This window comes from Pseudomonas sp. MF09156 (assembly GCF_059862305.1).
Genome location: NZ_JCBCUR010000004.1, coordinates 386136 through 409997, shown reverse-complemented (window position 1 = coordinate 409997; position 23862 = coordinate 386136). Strand labels below are relative to the sequence as shown.

At 62.8% G+C, this 23862-nt stretch carries 24 protein-coding genes; 8 read left to right on the top strand and 16 right to left on the bottom strand.

What is annotated here, in order from left to right; translation table 11 throughout:
• The gene (locus AC19YY_RS13315) at window positions 1-939 is read right to left on the bottom strand and encodes a SphA family protein (RefSeq protein ID WP_500604325.1); all 939 of its coding nucleotides are present in this window, start codon (window positions 937-939) and stop codon (window positions 1-3) included.
• A gap of 217 nt (window positions 940-1156) precedes the next feature.
• Between AC19YY_RS13315 and AC19YY_RS13310 the strand changes: the two genes are divergently transcribed.
• Together AC19YY_RS13310 and AC19YY_RS13305 are read left to right on the top strand one after the other, a co-directional pair.
• On the top strand, window positions 1157-2194 hold the full coding sequence (locus tag AC19YY_RS13310) for an AraC family transcriptional regulator (RefSeq protein WP_500604324.1): 1038 nt from the start codon (window positions 1157-1159) through the stop codon (window positions 2192-2194).
• Window positions 2195-2251: 57 nt separating this feature from the next.
• A complete protein-coding gene (locus AC19YY_RS13305; protein ID WP_169953085.1) occupies window positions 2252-3073 on the top strand; it encodes an aldo/keto reductase in 822 nt (273 codons plus the stop codon).
• Window positions 3074-3110: 37 nt separating this feature from the next.
• Here AC19YY_RS13305 and AC19YY_RS13300 read toward each other — a convergent pair whose 3' ends face one another.
• Both AC19YY_RS13300 and AC19YY_RS13295 read right to left on the bottom strand, forming a co-directional pair.
• Window positions 3111-3449: a DUF6388 family protein gene (locus tag AC19YY_RS13300; RefSeq protein ID WP_500604323.1), complete on the bottom strand. Its 339-nt coding sequence runs from the start codon at window positions 3447-3449 to the stop codon at window positions 3111-3113.
• Between the two features lie 32 nt (window positions 3450-3481).
• Complete coding sequence (locus AC19YY_RS13295) at window positions 3482-3694, bottom strand: hypothetical protein (protein WP_346266482.1); 213 nt, start codon at window positions 3692-3694, stop codon at window positions 3482-3484.
• Window positions 3695-4126: 432 nt separating this feature from the next.
• Between AC19YY_RS13295 and AC19YY_RS13290 the strand changes: the two genes are divergently transcribed.
• From AC19YY_RS13290 to AC19YY_RS13280, 3 genes are all read left to right on the top strand, one after another.
• A complete protein-coding gene (locus AC19YY_RS13290; protein ID WP_500604322.1) occupies window positions 4127-6229 on the top strand; it encodes an EAL domain-containing protein in 2103 nt (700 codons plus the stop codon).
• A gap of 478 nt (window positions 6230-6707) precedes the next feature.
• Entirely contained in the window at window positions 6708-7217 is a 510-nt protein-coding gene (gene praB / locus AC19YY_RS13285; protein WP_169953093.1) for an alkane oxidation protein activator PraB, read from the top strand.
• Between the two features lie 98 nt (window positions 7218-7315).
• Window positions 7316-8758: an outer membrane protein transport protein gene (locus AC19YY_RS13280; protein WP_500604321.1), complete on the top strand. Its 1443-nt coding sequence runs from the start codon at window positions 7316-7318 to the stop codon at window positions 8756-8758.
• Window positions 8759-8917: 159 nt separating this feature from the next.
• On the opposite strand, the gene AC19YY_RS13275 is transcribed toward AC19YY_RS13280, so the two are convergent.
• The 11 genes from AC19YY_RS13275 to AC19YY_RS13225 all read right to left on the bottom strand — a co-directional run bounded on the left by AC19YY_RS13275 (window position 8918) and on the right by AC19YY_RS13225 (window position 17903).
• On the bottom strand, window positions 8918-10378 hold the full coding sequence (locus AC19YY_RS13275; protein WP_170057216.1) for a cytochrome D1 domain-containing protein: 1461 nt from the start codon (window positions 10376-10378) through the stop codon (window positions 8918-8920).
• Entirely contained in the window at window positions 10375-11208 is an 834-nt protein-coding gene (gene cobA / locus AC19YY_RS13270) for a uroporphyrinogen-III C-methyltransferase (RefSeq protein WP_500604320.1), read from the bottom strand. The genes AC19YY_RS13275 and cobA overlap by 4 nt, the downstream gene beginning before the upstream one ends.
• A gap of 67 nt (window positions 11209-11275) precedes the next feature.
• A complete protein-coding gene (gene nirJ, locus AC19YY_RS13265; protein WP_169953103.1) occupies window positions 11276-12454 on the bottom strand; it encodes a heme d1 biosynthesis radical SAM protein NirJ in 1179 nt (392 codons plus the stop codon).
• 14 nt (window positions 12455-12468) lie between these two features.
• On the bottom strand, window positions 12469-12987 hold the full coding sequence (ahbB, locus tag AC19YY_RS13260; RefSeq protein ID WP_500604319.1) for a siroheme decarboxylase subunit beta: 519 nt from the start codon (window positions 12985-12987) through the stop codon (window positions 12469-12471).
• A complete protein-coding gene (locus tag AC19YY_RS13255) occupies window positions 12962-13405 on the bottom strand; it encodes an Lrp/AsnC family transcriptional regulator (protein WP_500604318.1) in 444 nt (147 codons plus the stop codon). Before AC19YY_RS13255 ends, ahbB (AC19YY_RS13260) begins: the two co-directional genes overlap by 26 nt.
• Window positions 13398-13913: a siroheme decarboxylase subunit beta gene (gene ahbB / locus AC19YY_RS13250; RefSeq protein ID WP_169953109.1), complete on the bottom strand. Its 516-nt coding sequence runs from the start codon at window positions 13911-13913 to the stop codon at window positions 13398-13400. The genes AC19YY_RS13255 and ahbB (AC19YY_RS13250) overlap by 8 nt, the downstream gene beginning before the upstream one ends.
• Window positions 13910-14368 carry an Lrp/AsnC family transcriptional regulator gene (locus tag AC19YY_RS13245; protein WP_169864180.1) on the bottom strand — a complete coding sequence of 153 codons (459 nt, stop codon included), beginning with the start codon at window positions 14366-14368 and terminating at the stop codon, window positions 13910-13912. The genes ahbB (AC19YY_RS13250) and AC19YY_RS13245 overlap by 4 nt, the downstream gene beginning before the upstream one ends.
• Before the next feature lies 1 nt (window position 14369).
• On the bottom strand, window positions 14370-15542 hold the full coding sequence (locus AC19YY_RS13240) for a cytochrome D1 domain-containing protein (protein WP_500604317.1): 1173 nt from the start codon (window positions 15540-15542) through the stop codon (window positions 14370-14372).
• Window positions 15539-15865: a c-type cytochrome gene (locus tag AC19YY_RS13235; protein WP_500604316.1), complete on the bottom strand. Its 327-nt coding sequence runs from the start codon at window positions 15863-15865 to the stop codon at window positions 15539-15541. Before AC19YY_RS13235 ends, AC19YY_RS13240 begins: the two co-directional genes overlap by 4 nt.
• 16 nt (window positions 15866-15881) lie before the next feature.
• Window positions 15882-16196 carry a c-type cytochrome gene (locus tag AC19YY_RS13230; protein ID WP_170041267.1) on the bottom strand — a complete coding sequence of 105 codons (315 nt, stop codon included), beginning with the start codon at window positions 16194-16196 and terminating at the stop codon, window positions 15882-15884.
• Between the two features lie 24 nt (window positions 16197-16220).
• Window positions 16221-17903 (bottom strand): cytochrome D1 domain-containing protein, encoded by a 1683-nt coding sequence (locus tag AC19YY_RS13225; RefSeq protein WP_169953118.1) that lies wholly within the window; start codon window positions 17901-17903, stop codon window positions 16221-16223.
• 188 nt (window positions 17904-18091) lie between these two features.
• Here AC19YY_RS13225 and AC19YY_RS13220 point away from each other — a divergent pair, with 188 nt between their 5' ends.
• From AC19YY_RS13220 to AC19YY_RS13210, 3 genes are read left to right on the top strand one after another with little or no spacing between them, the layout of a single operon-like run.
• Window positions 18092-18868: a CbbQ/NirQ/NorQ/GpvN family protein gene (locus AC19YY_RS13220; protein WP_169953120.1), complete on the top strand. Its 777-nt coding sequence runs from the start codon at window positions 18092-18094 to the stop codon at window positions 18866-18868.
• Window positions 18852-19418, top strand: coding sequence for a cytochrome c oxidase subunit 3 (locus AC19YY_RS13215; protein WP_500604315.1), 567 nt, complete (start codon window positions 18852-18854; stop codon window positions 19416-19418). The genes AC19YY_RS13220 and AC19YY_RS13215 overlap by 17 nt, the downstream gene beginning before the upstream one ends.
• On the top strand, window positions 19415-19636 hold the full coding sequence (locus tag AC19YY_RS13210; RefSeq protein ID WP_407073414.1) for a cytochrome C oxidase subunit IV family protein: 222 nt from the start codon (window positions 19415-19417) through the stop codon (window positions 19634-19636). Before AC19YY_RS13215 ends, AC19YY_RS13210 begins: the two co-directional genes overlap by 4 nt.
• Before the next feature lie 597 nt (window positions 19637-20233).
• On the opposite strand, the gene AC19YY_RS13205 is transcribed toward AC19YY_RS13210, so the two are convergent.
• Window positions 20234-22090, bottom strand: coding sequence for an ABC transporter ATP-binding protein (locus AC19YY_RS13205; protein WP_500604314.1), 1857 nt, complete (start codon window positions 22088-22090; stop codon window positions 20234-20236).
• Window positions 22083-23849, bottom strand: coding sequence for an ABC transporter ATP-binding protein (locus AC19YY_RS13200; RefSeq protein ID WP_500604313.1), 1767 nt, complete (start codon window positions 23847-23849; stop codon window positions 22083-22085). The genes AC19YY_RS13205 and AC19YY_RS13200 overlap by 8 nt, the downstream gene beginning before the upstream one ends.
• Window positions 23850-23862 lie beyond the last annotated feature (13 nt).

The following is a 23862-nucleotide window of genomic DNA, read 5'->3' as shown; positions in this document are numbered from 1 at the left end:
CTACAACGCAAACGGGATCGTTAGCTTGGCCCACAACATGTCGCCTTGCGGCCGGTTCTCTACATCAAATTCCTTGGCCCAGCGGATCTCCCCACTGGCGTACTTGAGAAAGGTGAAGTACACCGCCGGCCCCACCGCAAACACCTGGCCCCGCACCCCATCGTCGACGTCTTCGCCGTAGATAGTGGTGACAGTGCGCCCGTACTGCTTATCGTCAGTCGTCTGCTTGAGATAGTAGCCATTGATGCCCAGGCTGACGTTGTCGCTCACTTTGTAGCTGGCCGAGTAGTCGAAGTGGAAAATCTGCCCGGAGCGGTAGTCGGTGTCGTGGTTTTCCTGGTTGAAGCTGTAGGTGGTCTTGATCGACAGTTCAGTGCGCTCGTTGGGTAGCCATGTCACCGACACCAGCGGCTTGTAGGTGTAGAAGTTGTTGCTGGTGTTGGCCAGGCGCGAGGCATCGTATTCACCGGTAGGCACAGTGATTTCCACGGCGGTGCCCAGGGTCAGGTTTTTGCCCAGGTCCCACAGGATGATCGGCGCGATGGTGGTGTCGCCCATGCTTTCGCGTTGGTCCGACATGCCGAACAGCGCCACTTGTTGCTTGAGGTATGGCTGGGCAATGTAGCCGCCCAGCCGCCCGCCAAACACCCGCAGCGGGCTCAGGTAGTCCAGGCGCGGGATGATCGCGTCCGAGCGGATCTTTACCTGCGCTACTTTGCCCCCCAGGGAGCTGATGTCCAGTTTCGTCGCTTCATAGTGGTTGTAGTAAAGGTTGAAGGCGAACATGTGGTCCGGCAGGTGATCGACATCCAGGGGCAGGATGTAAAAGCCATCGGTACCGGGACCGATATTGTCCACGCCGCCCTCCGTGGCCAGGGTCGGCAGGCTGATAAGGGCCAGGGCAAGGGGCAGGGGGGCAAGCGCGCGGGTTGGGTTCATGGCTGGGCTCATTATTATTGTTGGAAGGTCGGCCCTCACCGGGGCCTAGCCCATACAAATAAGCCCTTGGCGTCCCAGTGGGCAGGGTATTGGCGGCCACATAAGGGGGCTTTGCCGGACACCGTTCATTCAGAGTGCGGCGAGCCTTGCAAGCACCTATGATTGTCAGGATGTTTCTAAAACAATAACCGGGCATAGAGTCGGGAATCGCAGATCCATGCACAGCAAAACCGTTGATCCACACTACGAATTGGCGCTGGTGTCGCCTTTTCTCCTGCAGACCCTGGGGCAGGTCGTGGCGCAGAAGGGCGCCAATGCCGAGCATCTGTGCCGTGGCCTGGGGTTTACCCTGGCCGACCTGGAAGACCCGGCGCTACGCATTTCCTATCGCCAGGCGGTGGCGATGATCCAGCGTGCCCTCAAGATCCTGCCCGGGCAGGGCCTGGGCCTGTGTGTCGGCAATCAGAACGTGCTGGGCACCCTGGGCCTGCTGGGGCATGTCATCTCGTTGTGCAAGACCTTGCGCGATGCCTTTGCCGTGGGCGAGCGCCACCAGCACACCTCCGGCGGTATCGCCACCTCACGCACCCATGAAGGCACGCAGGAGGTCATGGTGGATGTCGAATGCCTGTTGCCTTATGCCGAGGTCCAGGTGTTTGCCGCCGAGGAGTTCTTCGCCAGCCTCATGATCTACGGTCGCACCCTGGTGGGCAGCGAGTTCAAGCCATTGCGCATGGAATTCATGCATGCGCCGCCGGTGTATGCCGGCGAGTACCAGCGTTTGTTCGGTGACGATGTGCGCTTTGGCTGCCTGCATAACCGCATGGTCCTGGAGACCCGGTGGCTTGATGTGCCGTTGCCCAACCACCATGCCCTGGCATTGCGTCAGGCCCTTGGCTTGCTGGAACTGGAAAGTGCCGAACTGCACCGCAAAATGGACCTGATCCAGGCGGTGGAACGCGCCATTTCCCGCGACTTGCAGGGCAGCCAGCTAGAAAAAGTTGCCCGTGACCTGAACATGAGCGGGCGCACCCTGCGCCGGCGCCTGACCGACCATGGGCTGACGTTCGAAGCCTTGCTCGAACAGGTACGTCGCTCCCGCACCATGGGGCTGCTGGGCAACCCCGGGTTGTCCATCGAGCGTATTACCCAAGAGGTCGGCTACAGTGACGTACGCAGTTTTCGCCGGGCGTTCAAGCGCTGGACGGGGCTCAGCCCCAGTGCGTTTCGGGGCATGTCCACGGATTTGCATTGAACCCCGCAGCCCGCTCAGTGCCACATTAGGGCAACGCACACTTATCTGGAGGTTGGCATGCGCACCATCGATCTGGCGGGTACCCCGGTTCCGGTCATCGGCCAAGGCACTTGGCGTATGGGTGAAGACCCTGGACAGCGAACGGCACAAGTCGCTGCGCTGCAACTGGGCATCGACGAAGGCATGACCCTGATCGACACCGCCGAGATGTACGGCGAGGGCGGTGCTGAAGAAGTGGTCGGGCAGGCGATCCAGGGGCGCCGCGAGCAGGTGTTCCTGGTCAGCAAGGTCTACCCCCACAACGCCAGCAAAGCCGGGATTCCCCGCGCCTGCGAAGCCAGCCTCAAGCGCCTGGGTACCGACCACATCGACTTGTACCTCCTGCACTGGCGCGGGCAATACCCCCTTGCAGAAACGGTTGAAGCCTTTGAACGGCTGCGTGACGCCGGCAAAATCGGGCGCTGGGGTGTGTCCAACTTCGACGTCTCGGACCTTCAAGAGTTGGCATCACCTGCTTGCGCCACCAATCAGGTGCTCTACAACATCGAACAACGCGGCATCGAGTTCGACCTGTTGCCCTGGTGGCAACAACACAACCTGCCGTTGATGGCGTACTGCCCAATCGCCCAGGGTGGACAGCTGCTGGCCAGCCCCACCCTCAAGCAGATTGCCCGTCGCCATGGGGTGACACCGGCCCAGGTTGCCCTGGCGTGGGTATTGCGCCAGGACGGCGTTATCGCCATCCCCAAGGCCGTAACCCCCGAGCACGTGCGCCTCAACGCGGCGGCGGCCAGGCTGGTGCTCGACGAGCATGACCTGGACGCCATCGACCGGGTATTCGGTGCGCCGATACGCAAGCATCCGCTGGCAATGGTGTGATGTCGCGACGCGATGCCGTCTTCGCTGCCCGCAAAGGTTACCCGCTACGGTCAGCCAGGCCATGTAACTGACAGTACTCAGCCCACTCCAGGCCTGCCATCTGGGCCACTTCCTTATGCACTTCCAGGCGCTTGGTCTCGAACTCCAGCGGCGACTGGCTGATCAGCTGCAGCGTCAGCTCCCAGGCGAACAGGTTCTGCGCCTCGGCCTCGGCCTCAAAGGCTTCGTGCAGGCGTTCGGCACGGTATTGGGCCATGGTTTCGCGCTTGGCCTGGGCGGCCAAGGGGTTCAGCGTGTCCAGTTCGGCGCGCAGCTGGGGGCGCTGCTCCAGGAAAATATCCAGGGCAAGCCGAAGGTTTTCGCCAGGTTCAGACAAGGGGTTACTCCAGCAGTACAGGTTGCCCGACCTCAGGACGAGGCTTGTTCGTAGCGGCTCTTGCGGCGGGCGCGTTTACGCAGGCGATTGGCCGTCCACTGTTGCAGCGGATCGAGCATAAAGAAAAACAGGTACGCAGCGAGCACCAGGGTCAAGTCGACCCAGGTTTTGCTGATAGGCCCTTCGACGGCTTCGACCGCGGCCTTGATCAAAAACAGTACGGCGACCCCACACAACCAGAGCACTACAGTGAAAACCAGAGGTCGTGCGCGATTTGAAATCCTGCGTTGCATGTTCAATACATCTCCCTGAGATCCCTGGGGCAGTCGGCGTACCGACCCCTTGGGTGTAAAAGTGGTCCGTGGCTCGAGTCGTTCGATACCGGCCTGGGGGTCGACAGACCCACGAAGCTGATGACCTGTGCGGGCTGCAGTTGGTTCCGAAAACCTGCTCCAGACGCGTGGGCGCAAGGCCCGTAAGCGCACTATTGTTTCAAAAAGCGTAGGAAATTACACCCTTGTCTGCACGCCAACTGGCCCCGCAAGACGGCGCATCGCCGCCAGACGCGGCAAAGTCCTTTCATTTTCGCGGCCTGCACGTGTAGCGTTAAGCCATCGTTGAAGACTCTGGTCGAGGGGCTGGCCCCGCTGGGATGGCCCCAGGGCAAGGAGATAATCATGGCGCAAACGCTGTTCAAACTCTTCTTCACCCGGCGCCTGGCGGCTTTGGCGAGCACAGAGTCGCTGCGGGCCATCCGCGAAGGCTTGCTATGGATCTTGCCGTGCCTGCTGGTTTCGGCAGGGTTCCTGCTGTTGTCTGAATGTGCGCGTATCCTCGATTTTCCCCCGCCGCTGGTGGCCTTCCTGGCGGGCCTGCATGCCAAGATCAGTTCAGTGATGCCGCTGCTGGTGGCGGCTTCCATCGGCTATATGCTGGCGATCCAGCACCGCTTGCCACAGTTGCCGGTGGCCTTCCTGTGCCTGGCGCATGTGGTCATTGCGACCTTTGTCCTGCGCGATTATCCACGGGCGTCGGCAACCTTCGTTCTGTTTATTGCTATTGCTTCGCCACTGATCAATGTCCCGGCGATTGCCTGGCTGCATCGGTGGCGCTGGACCCGCCTGGTCAACGAAGACCTGGTGGGGCACAACCTCAAGGGCACCGTCAACATGGTGGTGCCAGGGGCAATCACCGCATTGCTGCTGGTGGTGATCTTGTCGTTGCTGTTGCAGGTACCCCATGTGGTGCAGTTCCAGGGCCCGGTAATGCTTGATGCGTTGCAGTCGCCTTATGGCAGCGGGATGTTTGTCACGGCGATCAACTCGCTGCTGTGGTTTTTTGGCATCCATGGTGTGTACGCGATGCAACCGCTGTTTGACGCACTGGACCAGGCCGTGGTGCTCAACAGCACGGCGCTGGCGGCGGGGGAACCGATCCGGTACCTGTTGAACGGCGGCCTACTGGGCTGCTTTGCCTTTATTGGCGGGGCTGGCGGTTCCCTGTGCCTGTTGCTGGCGATCCTGCTGTTTTCCAAGACCCAATCCATGCGCCTGCTGGCAGTGGCCAGCCTGCCGCTGTCACTGTTCAACGTCAGCGAAGTGTTGCTGTTCGGCTTGCCGATCATCCTCAACCCGCGCCTGTTCATACCCTTTTTAGCCGTGCCGGTGATCAACACGGTATTGGCGTTACTGGTGGTGCAGGCCGGCTGGGTTTCGCCTGCGGTGGCCAGCGTGCCATTTACCGCGCCGGTGCTGCTCAATGCCTACCTGAGCACCCAGGGCGACCTGGCTGCGGTGGCGTTGCAACTGGTGCTGCTGGGCTTGGGCACGCTCGTCTATGCGCCCTACGTGCGCGCGATCCATCGCCAGGCGCAAGAGGGCGGTACGGTTTACCTCAAGTCATTTGACATGACCTTTCACGGGCTCGAAGAAAAAGGCCGCCTACTGGAACTGGACCCGGTGCTGGCGTCGCACAAGGCGCTGGCACGCCAGGCCATTGAGTTGAGCAGGATCCAGCAGATCAGCGACTACGAGTTCTACCTGGAGTACCAACCCCAGGTGTCCTCCCTGACGGGCCTGTGCACTGGCTGCGAAGCACTGATGCGGGCCCGCGACGGTCAAGGCAAGGTGCACTCGCCCTGGGAGTTCCTCCAGTGGCTGGCCCAGGCCCGGTTGATGCCGGACGTAGACTTGTGGGTCGCCTCCCAGGCCGTACGCCAATACCTGAAGTGGCAGAAAATCGGCTTTGCGCTGCCGATCACCATCAATGTCTCCAGTGCCACCCTGACCGCCCCGGCGTATGGCCGGCAACTGGTGCAAATCCTGTCCCAGGCCAACGGCCAGGTGTCGGTGGAGATTACCGAGGATGCGCTGGTGGGCGACATTCAGATGACCCGGCAGATGATCGAAAAACTGCAGGGCATTGGGGCCAAGGTCTATATCGACGACTTTGGCACCGGGTTTTCCGCGCTGAGTTATCTGCACCAGTTCCCGGTGGACTACATCAAGATCGACCGCAGCTTTGTCGTGGCCCAGCAGGACCCCAAGGGCGCCCAGGTATTGATCGGCATGTTGCGCTTTTGCGAAGCGCTGAACCTGGGAGTGGTGGTTGAAGGGGTGGAAACGGCCGAGCAATTGGCCTTCGTGCAGTCGGGCAGGGGCCACGCCGGGGCAGAGCTGATTATCCAGGGCTGGTATTTCAGCAAAGCATTGCCCTGTGACGGGGTACAAGACTTTGTGCGCAAATGTGCGGCCAATGGTAATGCGCAGGCCGGCGTATAAGTCCTTCTACATATAACCCGCGTATTGAAGTGTCCGTTTTAATGGGTATTCCTACTGCATACACAGCTAATTCGTAGGACTAGTCGCAAATGGAAAATGCCCTCTGGTGTGCGGCGTTTTTTCAGGTAGATTATTTAATACGAATTTTGAAAAAGAATTTTAAATTGAAACTTACTTAATGGCTGTGTCCTTGCTCAGTGTCTATGCCTTGGCTTTTAGTGCGGCAGGCATGGCATTTGAGGCGCGCAAGGATTTTAAGTTACACCTGCGCAAAGTTTGGCTTTTAGTGATTTGCCGATTAATCATTACGGCGGACTCAATGCGACTTTGACTCGGGAAGTTGTTGCTTAAACAAGTGTAAGTATATCGTTAGTTGAATTTGAATTTGGCTGGAAAGAGCGTCTTGCGGTTTACCGTGGGCGCTTGATCATGGCCATTATCCCGGCGACTTAGTTCGCTATTTATGTGAGGAAAAATAATGAAAAGCTTGAAGACCCTCGTTTGTATAAGTTCCTTTGCTCTGCTGTTTGGCGCAGCTTCCATGGCCAGCGCTGTGTCGATCACCCCGGAAGGCCCGTTTACCACTGATCCAGGCACCATTGTTGTAACGTCGCCATCTTCCCTGGGAGCTCCCATTTCGTGCGGCATCGTGTTCGGCGGCAATGTCAGCGGTGGTGTCGCCACCGTGACGTCGGCCACATTGACCGGCGGTGGCCTGTGCAATCTGCCGAAGCTGAAAAACATTCCGTCTCCTGGCTGGGTGTTGACCGCCACCAGCTATAACGCGAGCACGGGCACCGGCACTGGCACCGTGTCAAACGTGGGCTGGACCGTGGCATTCCCGGCATCCAACTGCGGCGCGGGTACGTTGAATGGTGAATGGGACCAGGCGACCCGCACCCTGACCGGTAAAAACCAACCGCTGTCCGGCAACTGCGCCGTCCAATCCTTGAGCGTCAGGGTGCCGACGCTCAGCGTAGGGCCGTGAGCAACTCACTCTCTGGTGCAAAGGGCTGATCACCCGTGAAAGGCAGGCGCCTCGATAGAGGCGCCTGTTGTACGGCGGATAACAAAAAGGAGTCGAGCATGAGTGACAAGAAGCAGCAGGCCCGGGTATGCCTCGGCCTGGCAATGTGGGCTGGGCTGATGGCCGGGGGCAGTCAGGTCCAGGCGGGTGCATTCATGACGCCGACGGCCAGTACTGCCGGCTGGGGGCGGGCGTTCGGTGGAGGGGCGATGTTCCAGAACGATCCCTCGGCGGCCTACAACAACCCGGCGGCGATGGCATTCATTGACCAGAGCATCTCGCAGTTCACCCTCAACTACGCCGACATCGACATCAAATACAAAGGCTCGGCACATGACTACATGGGCAATCCGGCGTCCAGCACGGTGTTCGACCCGGACACTGGCCTCACGACGTCCACCCCCCGTACTGGCAACGGTGGCCAAGGCGGCTTCGACGCCTGGGTGCCGAGCGGCTTTGTGGTGATACCGCTCAACGAGCGCTTTGCCTTCGGCCTGAGCCAAGTGGTGCCCATGGGCGCACGCACGACGTGGGACGAAGACTGGAAAGGCCGCGACTTTGCGGTGGACACCAAGATCGAAACCGTGGGCCTGACCGGTTCGTTATCGTTCAAGGTCAATGAGCAGTTTGCCGTGGGCGGCGGTGCGATTGTGCAGCACACCAAAGGCTTCGTGAGCCAGAACGTCGACCTGTATGCCGCCGCCGCGCAGTCGCCGGACCTGGGCAACATTCCCTTTCCGGCGGGCCAGGGCAGCGCCTTGATGCGGGTCAAGGTCGAGAACACCTCCCTGGGCTGGTTTGCCGGCATGGCCTGGAAGCCGACGTTGCAAGACACCTTCGGCCTGAACTACCACGCCAAGATCAGTAACAAGCTGGAGGGTAAATACAATATCCACGCCGATGCACTTTCCAGGGACCTGATGACCACCCCGGTACTCGATGGCAAGACCCTGGTCGAACTGGCCTATCCGGGCCTGCATCTGTATCCCGGTGGTGCCAATGCCTCGGCACAGTTGGACATCCCGGCCAATGCGTCCCTGGACTGGGTCCACCGGTTTTCTGAGCGCTTGACCCTGGGCCTGAGTGCCACCTGGACCCAATGGTCATCGTTCAAGGCGCTGACCTTGAAGTCGGATGGCAGCACCCTGGTATCGATTCCGTACAACTACAAAAACACCTGGACGTACGCCATCGGTGGCGACTACGCCCTCACCGACGACTTCACCCTGCGCAGCGGCGTGGCATTTGACCAGACCCCAACCCCCAACTCCACCCGCGACCCACGGATCCCGGATGGTGATCGGGTATTTGCGTCCCTGGGTTTTGGCTACCACATCCGGGCGATTCCGGGCTTGAGCATCGACGGCGCTTATTCGCGGCAGTTTGTGCAAAGTGTCAAGCTCAAGACCAAGAACATTGACCGTCTTGGCGCCGCGTCGCTAGAAGGAAAAGCCGAGATCAAAGGCGAAGTGCTTAGCCTGGGCGCTACCTACGCCTTCTGAGCGAGATCCCCTGCAAGAACGGGCTAGCCAGCTCCTACAGTGGGTCGGTGGTGTGGCCAAGCAGATCCCCTGTGGGAGCGGGCTTGCCCGCGATAGCTGCAGCCCACTCACCATCCCTCTTGGCGGGTACACCGCTATCGCCAGTCATCCACCCCCACATCAATGTGAAGTCCCCTCAGCAAACTCGATCTTGTTCCCCACGTTGTACTTGCCCGAAGGCTTGTTCATGGGAATCCGCTTGACCTCCTGCAGCGTCTGGCTGTCATACACGATCAACGCACCCTCGCGATCCCAGATGCTCAACAGCAGGTAACGCCCATCCCGGGTGAACTCCACGTGCGCCGCCGTCTTGCCCGGCATGGGCCGCAAGGTGTGGGCGATTTCCAGGGTCTGCTTGTCGATCAAGTGGATCGAATCATTGCCGGGCGCAAAAAACACATCACTCCACACATAGCGCGAATTGCTGTGGCTGCGCATAAAGAACCCCGGCCCGAGCGTGGGGATCTGTTTGATCAGCTTCCAGGTCTTGAGGTCCAGCACCGAAATCTGCCCCTTGCTGATATTCGGCGTGGCAAACACCCACTGCCCGTTGCGCTGCCAGTAAGTCCCCGAGCCCAGGTGCGGCATGCCGGCCAGCGCAATGTCGGTGACCACCTGCCCGGAGTCGAGGTCGATCACTTGCCCGCCGCCGGCCTTGCGCGAGGTGGCGAGCAGTTGGCGATAGTCAGGTGAAAAGGAAAAATCATCGAGTACATCCTGGGCCTGGATGCGCCGGGGTTCGAAGCTCGGGCTGGGCGCCGCATAGGACAACTCCCAAACCTCATTCACATCCTTGAGGGCGACGATAAAGCTGTTGCGCGGAGGAGCGGTGTACACCGCGCTGACCCGCGAGTTTGTCGGTAAGGTCTTGACCAGCGACAGATCGCGCGCATCCAGCACCACCAGGTTGCCCGGCAGGTAATTGCCCACCAGCACCCAGCGCCCGTCCTTGCTCACCGCGAGGTTGCGGGTATTGAGCCCGGCGCGGACCTCGGCGATCAGCTTGAGGTTGTGCAGGTCATACAGGCTGATCCAGCCGTCGCGCGAAGCAAAGTACACAAAACGCCCGTCCGGAGAAAACTTTGGCCCGCCATGTACGGCAAAGTGCGAGGCAAAGCGGTCGAGCACTTCAAAGCGATCACCGTCGAGAATATCGATGTGATGGTCGCCGGACTCCACCACCACAAACAGGTTCAGCGGGTCGGCGTGGTGTTGCGGGGTGCTCGGCAGTTGGCTGAGGTCGGCCAATTGGCGATGGCTGCTACGGATATCCTGTTCGTTCCAGGTCGCGGGGGTGGCCGGCGGCTGTTGCAGAAAACTCACCAGGGCGTCGATCTGTTGCGCCGTCAGCAGCGGCGCGAATGCCGCCATCTGGCTGGCCGGGCGGCCGTGTTCGATCACCTGGCGCATCTCGGCCGGCTTGATTCGCCCCAGGCTCTCGGGCAACAACGCCGGGCCGCTGCTGCCGACCCGGTTGAGGCCATGGCAGCTTTGGCAATGCTGCTGGTAATCGGCGGCGGCATCCGGTGCGCCGTGGGCGGCGCTGGCCCAGAGCAGCGGCACCAGCCACAGGCGTTTCATACCGCCACCCTGGACGCCGCGAAGTGGCCGGGCACAAGGCTGGCGGGGTAGTGCAGGGCGGCGTCGGCAAACAGGTCGACCACCTGCCCGATCACCGTCAAGGTCGGCACGCCGGGCTCGCACATCAGCGCCAGGGCTGGCAGCAGGCGCAGGGTGCCGCGATGCACCTGCTGGTCGGCGCGGGCGCCGTTGCAGATCAGCGCCGCTGGCGTGTCGCCGGGCAGGCCGGCACCGATCAGGCGCTCGGCGATCATCGCCAGGTTCGACAGGCCCATGTAGAACACCAGGGTCTGGCTGCCGTCGGCGAGGCTGTCCCAGGGCAACTTCAATTCGCCGTCGCGCTGCAAATGCCCGGTGACGAAGCGGCACGAGTTGACCAGGTCACGATGGGTCAGCGGGATGCCCGCATAGGCGCTGCAACCGGATGCCGCCGTGATGCCGGGCACCACCTGGCACGACACACCTTGCGCCAGCAGGTACTCCAGCTCTTCGGCACCGCGGCCAAACACGAACGGGTCGCCGCCCTTGAGCCGCACCACCCGCTGCCCCTGCTGGGCCAGTTCGGCCAGCAGTTCGTTGATCTGCGCCTGGGGCAGGCTGTGATAACCGCTGGTCTTGCCCACGTAATGCCGGGCGCAGGTCAGTGGGATCAGGGTCAGCAGATCGGCACTGATCAGGCGATCGAACACCACCGCATCGGCCTGCATCAGCAGGCTCCAGGCGCGCAGGGTGAGCAGGCGCGGGTCACCGGGGCCGGCGCCGACCAGGGCGACTTCGCCGGGGTGGAAGGGGCTGTGCAGCACGGAGGGTAATGCGTGGGATGAGTGCATGAGACTTCCTTGGTTCATCATCAGGTTGGCAGCCCCCGGTTGTGTCACCAGGTGGCCGGCCGGTGGTTCAGCGTGCCGAGCAAGGAATCAAGGTGGGCGGTGTACGGGCGATCTCTGCATCGCTGAGGTAGCAACCGGGGTCCGGGCCCCAGAGGTCGCCGTCGGCCCAGGCGCGGGTGCGCGTGTTGCCGTTGCAAATCCCCAGCCAGCGGCACTCGGTACAACGGCCACCGATCTGGCGTGGGTATTGGCGCAGGCGCAGCAGCAACGGGTCGGGGCGCTCCAGCCAGATCTCGCGGAACGAGGTGTGGCGCACATTGCCCACCGAGTATTGCCACCAGTAAGTGTCCGGGTGCACTTCGCCGGTGTTGTCGATATTGGCAATGCCGCTGCCCGAGGCATTGCCGCCCCAGGCATGCAGCAGGTGTTCAAGTTGCGGGTAGTGTTCCGGCAGGTGCTGGTGCACCCATTGCAGCAGCAACACGGCGTCGGCGTCGTTGTTGCCGCTGACAAAATCACTGGCCACGCCATTCTGGATGTCGTCCCAGGCCTGCTGGAAAATCATCAGCATCGCCTCGCGGCTCATCTGCTGGTGCGCGTCCAGTTGCCGGCTGCGTTTGCCGCGCCCACTGTAGTTGAGGTGCGAGAGGTAAAACTTCTGCACATCGTATTCACGCATCAAGGCCAGCAATTGCGGGAGCTGCGCGTGGTTTTCCTGGGTCAGGGTCGTGCGCAGGCCAACGCGGATACCCGCCTGGCGGCACAGGTTGATGGCGTGCATCGAGCGCTCGAAACTACCTTCGCATTGGCGGAATGCATCGTGGGTGGCCTTCAAGCCATCGATGCTGATGCCCACATAGTCAAAGCGTGCGGCGGCGATCTGCTGGATGTTGCCTTCATCGATCAGCGTGCCATTGCTCGACAGCGCAACAAAAAAGCCCTTGGCACGGGCATAGGCGCTGAGTTGGAACAGGTCCTCGCGCAGCAGGGGTTCGCCGCCCGAGAGGATCAACACCTTGACCCCGGCCTCGTGCAGGTCATCGATCACCTTCAGTGCGGCCTCGGTGTCCAGTTCATCGCGGAACACGCTGTCGGCGCTGGTGGCATAGCAGTGCTTGCAGGTCAGGTTGCAACGGCGCAGCAGGTTCCAGATCACCACCGGCGCGCGCTGGCTGCCCGGTTTGGCGCTGCGCGGTGGTGGGCATTGGCCGGCCAGGGTGCGCAGGTAATGACTGATCCTAAGCATAAGATGTTCCTTCTTCAGCGCGCACGTGCAGGAGCGAGGGGAGAGCTCAGGCGCAAGCCGGTTTTTTTCAGGATGCGACTGCTCACCAGCATCTCGTCCGCCCGGCTGGCATCGCCCAGCAGGAAGCGCAGGTGTTCGCGGTAACTGTCGATTTCTTCACGGCTACGTCCATGCACCATGGCGAACAGGTTGTACGGCCAGTCCGCGCGCCGGGGGCGGCGGTAGCAATGGCTGACAAAGGGCTGGGCGCCGATCAGTTCGCCCAGGCGCGGCATCTGTTCGTCGCACACATCCCACACGGTCATGCCGTTGTGGCGGTAGCCCAGGCGATAGTGGTTCGGCACGGCGGCGATCCGGCGGATGGCGCCTTCCCCTTGCAGGCGCTTGAGCAGGTCCAGGGTCGATTCGACGCTGATGCCCAGTTGCTCGGCGAGCCAAGTCCAGGGGTCTTCCACCAGCGGCAGGCCGGCTTCGGTCAAATGGACCAGGCGCTGGGCCAGGTTCTCGTCAAACCGGGAAATACAGGCCGACATGGTAGGTTTGCTCCTTGGGCAGGTTAAGCACCTCAAGCCCGGTCAGGGTGTGGATATGCGCCAGGGTCTGGTCGAGGTCGTCGCAGGTTGCGCAGGCCAGCACAAACCACATGTTCCAGGGATGCTCGCGCCGGTAGTTGTGGGCCACTTGCGGCAGGTCGTTGAGTTGCGCCGCGACCTCTTCAAAACGTGATTCGGGCACCGCAAGGGCGGCCAGGGTGAACGCGCCCCCCAGGCGCTCGATGTCGAACATCGGCCCGAAGCGCGTCAGCACGCCGTCTTCGAGCAGCAGGTGCAGGCGGTCGAGCAACGCGTCGGGCGTGCTGCGTAGCTCATCAGCCACTGCCTGCCATGGATCACGCAACAGCGGCAGGCCCCGTTGCAGGCGATTGATCAGTTGCCGGTCGAGTTCATCCATGGGCCCATACCTGTGACGGCGGCGGCGCAAAACGCCCGCCGCATTGCTTGAACATGCGCGTGCTGAACAGCAGGTGGTGGGGCAGGTCGCTGAGCAGATGCTGTTGCAGCAGCGCCTCGATCTGCGCCTGTACCGCTGCGCGTTCACGCCCGTGCACCATGCAGAACAGGTTGTAGCGCCAGTGCGGCAAGCGCCGTGGCCGCTGGTAGCACAGGGTGATGCCCGGCGCGCGGCCCAGGCGCTGGCCGACTTCATCGATCAGTGCATCGGGCACATCCAGCACCAGCATCGCATTGGCCACATAGCCCAGGGCGCGGTGGTTGAGCACCAGGCCGACGCGGCGGAACAGACCCTGTTCCTGCCATTGCTGCATCTGCTTGAGCACTTGCAGGTGATGGGCTCCGATCTGCTCGGCGAGGTCTTCATAGGGCCGCGACACGCGCGGCAGCCCGCGCTCCAGGCACTGGCGCAGGTCAAGCAATTGTTCATGGTTCAGCGGCGCGATCACGGGTGGACTCCCAGGGCGAAACCCAGGTCGATGCGGTAGGAGGTAAGCATGGGCAGGTCCAGGGGGATCAGGCCGGTGTCCTTTTCCAGCTCTTCCAGGATCTGTTCCAGATGGCGGCGATTAGGCCCGGTCAGCACAAACCACAGGTTGTAGTGATGTTCGCGGGCGTAGTTGTGATTGACCTCGGGGTAGCGGCTGATGCGCGCCGCCACTTGCTCCAGGCGCTCGGCGGGCACCGCCAGGGCGGCGAGGGTACTGGCGCCGGCACGGCTGTGATCGAACACCGGCCCGACCCGCGACAGCGCGCCCGCCAGTTCCAGGCGTTGCAGGCAGGCCATCAGCTCGCGCTCGCTGCAACCCAGGGTTTGCGCCATTTCCAGGTAAGGCTCGGCACACAGCGGCATGCCGTGTTGATAGCGGTCGATCAGGCGTGCGGTCAGTTCATCCAGTTCCATCTCAGTACCCCATTTTTTGCGCGCGGCTGCTGAAGAAGATGCCGCTGGGGCTGTCGGCCGGCAGGGTCTTGAGCAAGGTCAAACGATAAGGATCCCAGACCTGCACCTGCTGGCCGTCGCGAACCGACAACCACAGCTGCTCACCGCGCCCGGTGAATTCCATGTGCAGCACACCGGGGCCGGGGCGCAGGTCCGCGACCACCTGGTGGGTTTCACTGTCGAGTACCTGCACCCGATCGTTGTCGGGGTAGGCGAAGTTGACCCACAACTGGCGCCCATCGGGCCGTGCGGTGACAAAAATCGGCTGGCCGGCCACGGCGATGGCGGCGGTCTGTTGCCAGGTGCGTGCGTCCATCACCAGCACCTGGTGCCGGCCCACGGCGGGCACGAACGCCTGGTTGTCGGCCACGGCCCAGCCTTCCAGATGCGGCATCTTGTACACCGGCAGTTTTTCCTGGCCGCGACCGTAATCGGCCAGCACGCGCTTGATCCCCAGTTCGGGGTGCCACAGGTCGAGCTGGGCCATGCCGTCCTCGCCAAACAAACCGGCCATGTAGTAACGGCCATCGGCAGTGATCAGCGCGTCATAGGGCTGGCGGCCAATACCGCTGAAGCGGGTGATGGCCGGGGTGTTGCCCTGGCTGAAATCGGCGCTCCAGATCTCGTCGGTATCAAACAGGCTGAACACAAAGCGCTGCCCTGGCGCATCCACCAGGCCCACCACCCGCGAGCGTTTGCCGTCGGCCACGGGCGTGGCCGGGATATCGGCCACCTGTTGCAGGGTCACCGCGTCGAACACCTTGACCCCGCCCGGTTGGTAGTTGGAGACCGCAATCAGGCGCCCATCCTGGCTGATCGCGCCACCGATGCTGTTGCCGCCCTGGATCAGGCGTTGGTCGATGCGCTGGGTCAGCAGGTCAACCTTGGTCAACCCGCCGTCCCGGCCAAAGAGGTAGGCGTAGCGCTGGTCCCGGGAGAACACCGCCGAGGCGTGGGACAAATCCCCCAGCCCCTCGACCCGGGCCAGGCGCGCCTGGTGGCTGCTGTCGATAATCAGCAGGCTGCCGCTGGCACGCTCTACCACCAGGCCCAGGTCGCCGGTGCCGCGTAGCGGTGGCTGGACACAGGCCGTGAGCAACAGGCCGGCAATGCACACAAACAGGGGACGGATCATGGCGCAGGGGTTCCTTGCAGGAGGCGATCCACCAGCCAGGCAATATCGCCGGCATCGAGCAACGGCGCCCAGCCAGGCATCGCCAGGGCAGGGCGGCCATAGGTCACGGTGGCAATCAGGGCATCGCGGGTCTGCCCGGCCAGGGCTTGGGGCGTCAGGGCCGGGCCCAGGCCACCGGTCAGATGCAGGCCGTGACAGGCCCCGCAGTCCTGGGTCAGCAGGTGTTCCAGCTGGACCTGGCGCGCAGGCGCCGGTGCTCCGTGCACCGGCGCGGGAATGAGGAAAAGCAACGCCATGGCCGAACCGATCATCGAGACTTGCATGGCGTGCTCCTTGTGCTTATTTCAGGCTCAACACCCATTGGGCGAGGGTCAGGGCTTCGGCATCGGTGACGGGGTTGGCCGGCATCGGAATCGGTCCCCAGTTACCCTGGGTACCGTTCTTGATGTGGCTGGCCAAGGTTTTGTCAGCGTCCTTGACGCCGGCATTTTTTGCCGCGACTTCCTTGAGCGCCGGCCCCACCATCTTGCTGTCGACGGTGTGGCAGGCAGCGCAGGGTTTGCTCTTGAACAGCGCCGCACCATCCTCGGCAACGGCCGTGGACAGGCTCAACGCCGCGCCCAGGGCCGCGAGTGCAAGCAGGATATTTTTCATTGGGTTGCCTCTTGTTGATGAAGCTCAATAAATGTCGAATTGGGTGTTGTAGACATTGAACTTGCCGGTCGGGGTAATCAGGCGCTTGTCCTTGATCACGTTCTTGAGCTTGAGGGTCTTGTCATCGACCACCACCAGCGCCGACTCCTCTTCCTGGCCGTTCCACACTGAGAACCACACTTCATCGCCCGCCTTGTTGTATTCCGGCTGCACCACGCGCAGGGCGCCTTGCTTGATGCCCGACCATTGGGCAATCGGCAGCACGGTGTAGCCGGCGTCGAGCTTGTCGATGTTGAACACGGCCACCGACTGGCTGAGCTTGGTGTCGGGGTTGAGGGTGGTGTCGACGTACAGGTGCCGCGAGTTGGGGTGGGTCTTGATAAACAGCGAGCCACCGCCCTGGCCATTGAGCGAGGTCACCTGCTTCCAGGCGTACTGCGGATGCTTGACCGGGTCGGTGCCGATCACCGAAACCCCACCGTCACCCAAGTGGCTGGTGGCCCATACCGGACCATATTGCGGGTGCACAAAGTTGGCGCCACGACCGGGGTGCGGGGTCTTGCCTACATCCACCAGGGCGGTGAGCTTGCGCTCCTTGGAGTCGATCACCGCGACCTTGTTGGAGTTGTTCGCGGCCGTCATGAAGTAGCGGTGGGTGCTGTCCCAACCGCCGTCATGCAAGAAAGGCGCGGCGTCGATGGTGGTGATGGTGAGGTTCTTGATGTCCTGGTAGTTGACCAGCATCACCTTGCCGGTTTCCTTGACGTTGACGATGAACTCCGGCCATTCGTGGGAGGCGATGATCGCCGCCACACGCGGTTCCGGGTGGTACTCCTGTTTGTCCACGGTCATGCCACGGGTCGAGACGATCTGCTTGGGCTCCAGGGTCTCGCCGTCCATGATGGTGAACTGCGGCGGCCAGTAGGAACCGGCAATCGCGTACTTGTCTTCATAGCCCTTGAACTTGGAGGTCTCCACCGAGCGGGCCTCGATGCCCACCTTGATCTCGGCGACCTTGGTCGGCTCGGCGGGCCACAGGTCGATCATGTCGATCTTGGCGTCACGGCCGATCACCAGCAGGTAGCGGCCCGAAGCGGAGATCCGCGAGATATGCACGGCGTAGCCGGTGTCGATGAGTTTGACGATTTTTTTGCTGTCGCCGTCGATCAGGGCGATTTTGCCGTCGTCACGCAGGGTGACGGAGAACAGGTTTTCCAGGTTCAGCGTGTTGAGCTGCTTCTTCGGGCGGTCTTGGGGCTTGACCAGTACCTTCCAGGTCTTGAGGGTTTCGGCCATGCCCCATTCCGGCGGCGTCGGCGCGGTGTGCTGGATGAAGGTTGCCATGCTGGTGATCTGCGCCTTGGTCAGCGCATTGGAGGTGCCCCAGTTCGGCATGCCGGCGGGGGAGCCGTAGGTGATCAAGGCTTCCAGATACGCCTGGCCCCGGGCCTGGGTGATGTCCGGGGTCAGCGGCTTGCCGGTGGCGCCCTTGCGCAACACACCGTGGCAGCCGGCGCAGCGCTCGAAGTAGATCTGCTTCGAAGCATCGAACTCGGCTTGGCTTAAGTCGGGTGCGCCGGGGCTCTTGACCATGGCCGTCGCCGGTGCAGGTGCAGCCGCGAAGGCCTGCGTTGAGAGGGCCAGGGCCAGCGCGCAGCTGAGCCTGGCCAGCGTCAGTACGAAGGGTGTTTTGTTGCGAGTCAGCATTCCATCTCTCCTCAGGCAAGACCTTTGCGATCCGGGTAGAACGCAGGTTCTTAGTGCCAGCAGAGACTATGTCGCGGCGGGTGAATGACCGCTTGACGGCGATCAAGTTTGCCTTGAGTACGGCTTGCCAGGTTGTCGCAGGGCCCCGTAGCGTGGCCGTCAAACCCGTTGCCCATGCAAGGTGCACCATGACCGAACCCTTCTACCAAGCCGTCAACAACGAGCATGAGTTGTTCGAACACGCCTGGCGCCACCGCATGCCAGTGTTGATCAAGGGCCCCACCGGCTGCGGCAAGACCCGCTTCGTCCAGCATATGGCCCATCGCCTGCAACTGCCGCTGTACACCGTGGCCTGCCACGACGACCTCAGCGCCGCCGACCTGATCGGCCGTCACCTGATCGGCGCCCAGGGCACCTGGTGGCAGGATGGCCCGCTGACCCGCGCGGTGCGTGAAGGGGGCATCTGCTACCTGGACGAAGTGGTCGAGGCGCGCCAGGACACCGCCGTGGTCCTGCACCCGGTGGCCGATGACCGTCGCGAGCTGTTCCTGGAACGCACGGGCGAAGTCCTCAAGGCGCCGCCGTCGTTCATGCTGGTGGTGTCTTACAACCCCGGTTACCAGAACCTGCTCAAGGGCATGAAACCCAGCACCCGCCAGCGCTTCGTCGCGATGCGTTTTGGCTATCCGTCGCCCCTGGAAGAAGAACGCATCGTCGCCCGCGAAGCCCAGGTAGACAGCGCCCTGGCGGCCCAGGTGGTACGCCTGGGGCAGGCCTTGCGCCGGCTGGACCAGCATGATCTGGAAGAGGTGGCGTCGACGCGCCTGCTGATCTTCACCGCGCGCCTGATCGCCGCGGGCATGCACCCGCGTGAAGCGTGCATGGCGTGCCTGGCTGAAGCGCTGAGCGATGATCCGCAAACCGTTGCGGCCCTGATGGACGTGGTTGATGTTCACTTCAGTTGAACGGCGCCTGCCGGGCGACCTGGCGATGTGGTTCTTCATCCTCGCCGAACTCTCGGTGTTTGCGCTGCTGATCCTCGCCTTTGCGGCGGCCCAGATGCTCCAGCCCCAAGCCTTTGCCGAAGGCCGCGCACAGCTGGATACCTCCACCGGCCTGGCTATGACCCTGAGCCTGCTGACAGCCGGCCTGCTGGCGGCGTTGGCGCAGCAACAACGGCTTGCCGGCCAGCCTCGGCGGGCAAGTGGGTTATTGCTGTTGGGGCTGTCGGTGGCGGTGGTGTATGTGTGGATCAAGCTCGGCGAGTACGGGCACCTGGCCGCTGCCGGACTGGGGCTGGAGCACAGCACGTTCTTTACCCTGTACTGGATTCTGACCGGGTTTCACTTCCTGCATGTCCTGTTGGGGATGGTGATCCTGGCATGGCTGGCGTGGCACTGCTGGCATGGGGCTTATGGACCGGGGCGCCAGTCGGGGTTCGAATCAGGGGTGCTCTATTGGCACATGGTGGATCTGGTATGGGTGGTGTTGTTTCCCCTGGTGTACGTGTTGTGAGGCTGCTGGCCTGCTGGGGCGCGTTGGTGCTGCTGAGCGTAGGCACGGTCATGTCGGGCGCTGCGGGGCTGTGGTGGATAGTGGTGTTGGCAGCAGTGGCCAAGGCCTGGATGATTACCGATGGGTTTATGGAACTGCGGCATGCGCCCCCGGGGTGGCGGGCCGCGATGTTGGCCTGGCCGGTGGTGTTGGTGATGGGGATTGTGGTGATGCATTAAGGGCGCTCATTTATCGAAACTGCCGCGCCGCTTACCTGTGGGCTTGCCCGCGATAGCAATACATCAGCCGAAGAACATACTGCCTGACCCACCGCCATCGCCGGCAAGCCAGCTCCCACATGTGATTTGCAGTGTGGCCAAATTCTCTGCCCAAGCCAGCGTCCCCTGTAGGAGCAGGCTTACCCGCGATAGCGGCACATCAGCCGAAGAACATACTGCCTGACTCACCGCCATCGCCGGCAAGCCAGCTCCCACATGTGATTTGCAGTGTGGCCAAATTCTCTACCCAAGCCAGCGTCCCCTGTAGGAGCGGGCTTGCCCGCGATAGCGGCACATCAGCCGAAGAACATACTGCCTGACCCACCGTCATCGCAGGCAAGCCAGCTCCCACATGTGATTTGCAGTGTGGCCAAATTCTCTGCCCAAGCCAGCGTCCCCTGTAGGAGCGGGCTTGCCCGCGATAGCAATACATCAGCCGAAGAACAGGCTGCCTGACCCACCGCCATCGCCGGCAAGCCAGCTCCCACATGTGATTTGCAGTGTGGCCAAATTCTCTGCCCAAGTGAGAGCCCCCTGTGGGAGCTGGCTTGCCCGCGCCTATATCACCGTTTCCGCCACGGGCACCACCCCTTGCGCGCCTCGCAGATACGACTGGTACAACGCCGCATACGCCCCCCCTTGTTCAATCAGCTGCCGATGCGGCCCAAGCTCCACCACCTGTCCATGCCGTACCACCGCAATGCGATCCGCATCTCGAATCGTCGCCAGGCGGTGGGCGATGATGATTGCCGTGCGCCCCTCGCACAACCGTCGCAAGGCCCGCTGGATGCGCCGCTCGGTATGGATATCCACCGCCGACGTCGCCTCGTCCAGCACCAGCACCGCAGGATCCGCCAGGTACGCGCGTACCAGGCACACCAGTTGCCGCTGGCCGTGACTCAGGTGTGCACCCAGTGGGCCGACTTCGGTGTGATATTGATGGGGCAGTCGCTCCAGCACTTCGTCGGCGCCCAGTTCGCGGGCTGCGGCGATCAGTCGGCTGTCATCGGCGTCCGGTGCCGCCAGGCGCAGGTTGTCGAGGATGCTGCCGCTGAACAACACGTTGTCCTGCAGCACCACCCCGACGTTGCGCCGCAGGGTGTGTTGCGCCAGTTCGCGCACATCGATGCCGTCAAGCAGCACCGCCCCCGTCTGTACCTCGTAGAAGCGCGTCAGCAGTTGCACCAAGGTACTTTTGCCATGCCCGGAAGGGCCGACAATCGCCAGCACTTGGCCGGCGGGGATGTGCAGGTCGAGATTGTTGATCACCGGTGCCTGCGCCCCCGGCGTATAGCTGAACCCCACCCCCTGGAAGTGCACTTCACCCCGCGCCCGCGCCAAGGTGGCAGGCGCGGCGCAGTCGGTGATCTGCGCCCGGGTATCGAGCAGCAGGAAAATCCGCTGGGCACTGGCCGACCCCGTGGCGTAGCGCTCGAACAGGTCGGACAGCTCCTGCAACGGCCCAAGGAACAAGAACACATAAAACAGGCTCTCCGCGACCTGGCCCACGGTCACATCACCCGCCGCCAGGCCATAGGCGCCCACCAGCAACAGCACGGCAATCCCCGCCGAGCTGAGCAGTGCGGTAAACGGCGCAAACCAGCTGGAGCGCAAGCTGCCGCGAATCAAGGCCTGGTTGAAGTCATCCAGCAGGCCACGATAGCGCCGCAGGTTCGGCCCTTGCTGGGCGCACTGTTGCAACAGGCGTGCGCCGCTGACGCTTTCCACCAGGTGTGCGGTAAAGCGGCTGCGGTTTTCCGCGACCCTGGCCCAGTTGCGCTGGGATATCCGCTTGAAGCTCCAGGTCGCCAACACCAGCAGCGGTACCGTCGCCACCAGGCTGAGGAAGAAGCGCGGGTCGATGCGCCACAGCATCACCGAGGCCAGCCCACACCGCAGCAGGGCCCCGAGCAGTTCCGGCGGGCCCTGGATCAGCAGCGGTTCGAGGGCATCCACATCGCGATCGACCCGGGAAATGATGCGCCCGGCCCGGGTCTGGTCGAAGTAGCTGACACTCAAGCCCTGGACATGGGCAAACACCCGCACGCGCAGGGCGTTGAGCACCCCAATCGCCGCGCCCCCGGCGATGAACTGCGACACCCCGGCCAACAGGAAACGCAGCAGCCAACTGGCGGCCAACCCGAGGCCCAGCCATAGCACCAGGCGCTCATCCAGCAACCAGTGCTCGGCTTGTTGTACCAGGCCGCGGTCCAGCAGTTCACGCACAAACCAGGGGCGCAGGAACACGGTGAACACCAGCAGCACTTCAATGCCGATCACTGCCAGGATCTGCCGGCGGATCGGCTGCAGCAACGGCAGCAGGCGCTTGAACATGCTGCGGTCCAGGGCCTTCTTGGCAAGCATTTCTTCGATTTCGATATCGCTCAAGGCTTTGCCGGCGATTGGATTAGCCATGGTCGATCCCTAGCAGGTCGCGGTAGTGCGCGTTGGTGTGTTGCAGCTGGGCATGGGGTCCCTCGGCGGCGATCTTGCCGCCTTCGAGCATCAGCACCCGGTCGGCCAGGAGGATGGTCGAGAGCTTGCTGGAGATCACCAGCACCGTGGTGCCGCGCAGTTGCCGCAGGTTGTGCAGCACCAGGCGCTCGCTGATTGCATCGAGGGCGCTGGTGGCGTCGTCCAGGCACAGAATGTCTGGCGCACCGAGCAGCGCCCGCGCCAGGCACAGGCGTTGACGCTGACCGCCCGACAAGCTGACGCCGCGATCGCCCAGGGGGGTTTCCAGGCCCTGGGGCAAGCGCTGCAAGACGTCATCGGCTGCTGCCATGCGCAGCGCTGCGTGCAGTTGTTCATCGGTGGCGCTGGGTGCGCTCAGGCGCAGGTTGGCCGCCAGGCTGCCGGCAAACAGGAAACTCTCCTGAGGCACCACATGCACGCGGCGACGCAACTGTGCGAGGTTCAGGCTGCGGATATCCTGCCAACCGTCCTGCGCCGAACCCAGCAGCACGCGCCCGGCACTGACGTCGGTCAGGCGCGGCAACAGGCTGGCCAGCAGGCTCTTGCCGGTACCGGTGGCGCCCACCAGGGCGACGATCTCCCCAGGCTGCAAGGTCAGCGAGCAATCCTGCAAAATGTCGCGGCCACCCCCCGGAGCGCTGACGCTGACGTGCTCCAGGCGCAAGCCCAGGGGGCTGGCGGGCAGGCTCGCGCTGCCGTCGCCAATCGCCAGCGGCGCGTCGAGCAACTGCCAGATGCGTTCGGCACTGGCCCGGGCGTCGGCGAAGGTCTGCATCACCCGGCCAATGCCCTCGATACGAAATACCAGGGTGGTGGCGATCAGCAGTGAGGTCACCAGTTCACCGATGTTCAACTGCCCGGCCGCCACCAGATGGGCGCCGTACACCAGGATCCACACATGGCCGAACGCGACCACCGCCTGGGGCAGGGGGATGCGCGAGCTGGAATAGGCCAGGGCCTGGCGTGCGAGGCTGGCAAACACCGCCACCTGGCTGGAGAAGCCGTTGATGCGCTGCTGCTCCAGGGCAAATGACTTGATCACCCGCACCCCACCGATGCCTTCGCTCAGGTCCTGGTTGACCCGGTCGTAGGCCGCGCCCACGGCGCGATCCAGGCTCACCAGGCGCTCGGTCTGGCGCACGAAAATCCACAGGCCGGTGACGGTCAACAGCAACGGCACCAGGCCCAGCAGCGGGTGATACCAGCTCAACAAGCCCACCGTGGCCAGCACCACCAGCGGTGTTTCTACCACCTGGCGCCAAAAGCTGATCAGCGCATCGCGCACCTTGTCGGCATCGCGGGTGGTACGGGTGATCATCTCGCCCATGCCGTGTTGCCAGTGATAGCCCAGGTGCAGGTTCTGCACCTGGTCGAGAATGCGCTCACGCAGGCGCGTCAGCAGCTCCTGGCTGAGCACCAGGGACAGCACGCTGGCCGCGTATTGCAACACCCCGCGCCCCAGCGCCACGGCCAGCATCAACCCCAGCCAGTACCAGCCAAGGCTGGCGTCGAGGCTGCCATCCGCCTGGCGTACCACCGCGTGCCCGGCGCTGACATCGTTGACCGCATGGCCGATCAGCCACTGCTGCCAGACCAGCCCGAGGTTGATCGCCACATACAGCGCGGCCACCAGGCAGAAGCGCCAGGGCATCTCCCGGTAGATCGCCAGGCTGCGTAAAAGAGGATGTTTTTCGCTCATGAAAAGCTCAATC

Excerpts from the sequence above, each read along its gene's own strand:
- AC19YY_RS13315 (WP_500604325.1), bottom strand. The coding sequence starts at position 939 with ATGAACCCAACCCGCGCGCTTGCCCCCCTGCCCCTTGCCCTGGCCCTT.
- AC19YY_RS13310 (WP_500604324.1), top strand. The coding sequence starts at position 1,157 with ATGCACAGCAAAACCGTTGATCCACACTACGAATTGGCGCTGGTGTCG.
- AC19YY_RS13305 (WP_169953085.1), top strand. The coding sequence starts at position 2,252 with ATGCGCACCATCGATCTGGCGGGTACCCCGGTTCCGGTCATCGGCCAA.
- AC19YY_RS13290 (WP_500604322.1), top strand. The coding sequence starts at position 4,127 with ATGGCGCAAACGCTGTTCAAACTCTTCTTCACCCGGCGCCTGGCGGCT.
- praB (WP_169953093.1), top strand. The coding sequence starts at position 6,708 with ATGAAAAGCTTGAAGACCCTCGTTTGTATAAGTTCCTTTGCTCTGCTG.
- AC19YY_RS13280 (WP_500604321.1), top strand. The coding sequence starts at position 7,316 with ATGAGTGACAAGAAGCAGCAGGCCCGGGTATGCCTCGGCCTGGCAATG.
- AC19YY_RS13275 (WP_170057216.1), bottom strand. The coding sequence starts at position 10,378 with ATGAAACGCCTGTGGCTGGTGCCGCTGCTCTGGGCCAGCGCCGCCCAC.
- cobA (WP_500604320.1), bottom strand. The coding sequence starts at position 11,208 with ATGCACTCATCCCACGCATTACCCTCCGTGCTGCACAGCCCCTTCCAC.
- nirJ (WP_169953103.1), bottom strand. The coding sequence starts at position 12,454 with ATGCTTAGGATCAGTCATTACCTGCGCACCCTGGCCGGCCAATGCCCA.
- ahbB (WP_500604319.1), bottom strand. The coding sequence starts at position 12,987 with ATGTCGGCCTGTATTTCCCGGTTTGACGAGAACCTGGCCCAGCGCCTG.
- AC19YY_RS13255 (WP_500604318.1), bottom strand. The coding sequence starts at position 13,405 with ATGGATGAACTCGACCGGCAACTGATCAATCGCCTGCAACGGGGCCTG.
- AC19YY_RS13245 (WP_169864180.1), bottom strand. The coding sequence starts at position 14,368 with ATGGAACTGGATGAACTGACCGCACGCCTGATCGACCGCTATCAACAC.
- AC19YY_RS13240 (WP_500604317.1), bottom strand. The coding sequence starts at position 15,542 with ATGATCCGTCCCCTGTTTGTGTGCATTGCCGGCCTGTTGCTCACGGCC.
- AC19YY_RS13235 (WP_500604316.1), bottom strand. The coding sequence starts at position 15,865 with ATGCAAGTCTCGATGATCGGTTCGGCCATGGCGTTGCTTTTCCTCATT.
- AC19YY_RS13230 (WP_170041267.1), bottom strand. The coding sequence starts at position 16,196 with ATGAAAAATATCCTGCTTGCACTCGCGGCCCTGGGCGCGGCGTTGAGC.
- AC19YY_RS13225 (WP_169953118.1), bottom strand. The coding sequence starts at position 17,903 with ATGCTGACTCGCAACAAAACACCCTTCGTACTGACGCTGGCCAGGCTC.
- AC19YY_RS13220 (WP_169953120.1), top strand. The coding sequence starts at position 18,092 with ATGACCGAACCCTTCTACCAAGCCGTCAACAACGAGCATGAGTTGTTC.
- AC19YY_RS13215 (WP_500604315.1), top strand. The coding sequence starts at position 18,852 with ATGTTCACTTCAGTTGAACGGCGCCTGCCGGGCGACCTGGCGATGTGG.
- AC19YY_RS13205 (WP_500604314.1), bottom strand. The coding sequence starts at position 22,090 with ATGGCTAATCCAATCGCCGGCAAAGCCTTGAGCGATATCGAAATCGAA.
- AC19YY_RS13200 (WP_500604313.1), bottom strand. The coding sequence starts at position 23,849 with ATGAGCGAAAAACATCCTCTTTTACGCAGCCTGGCGATCTACCGGGAG.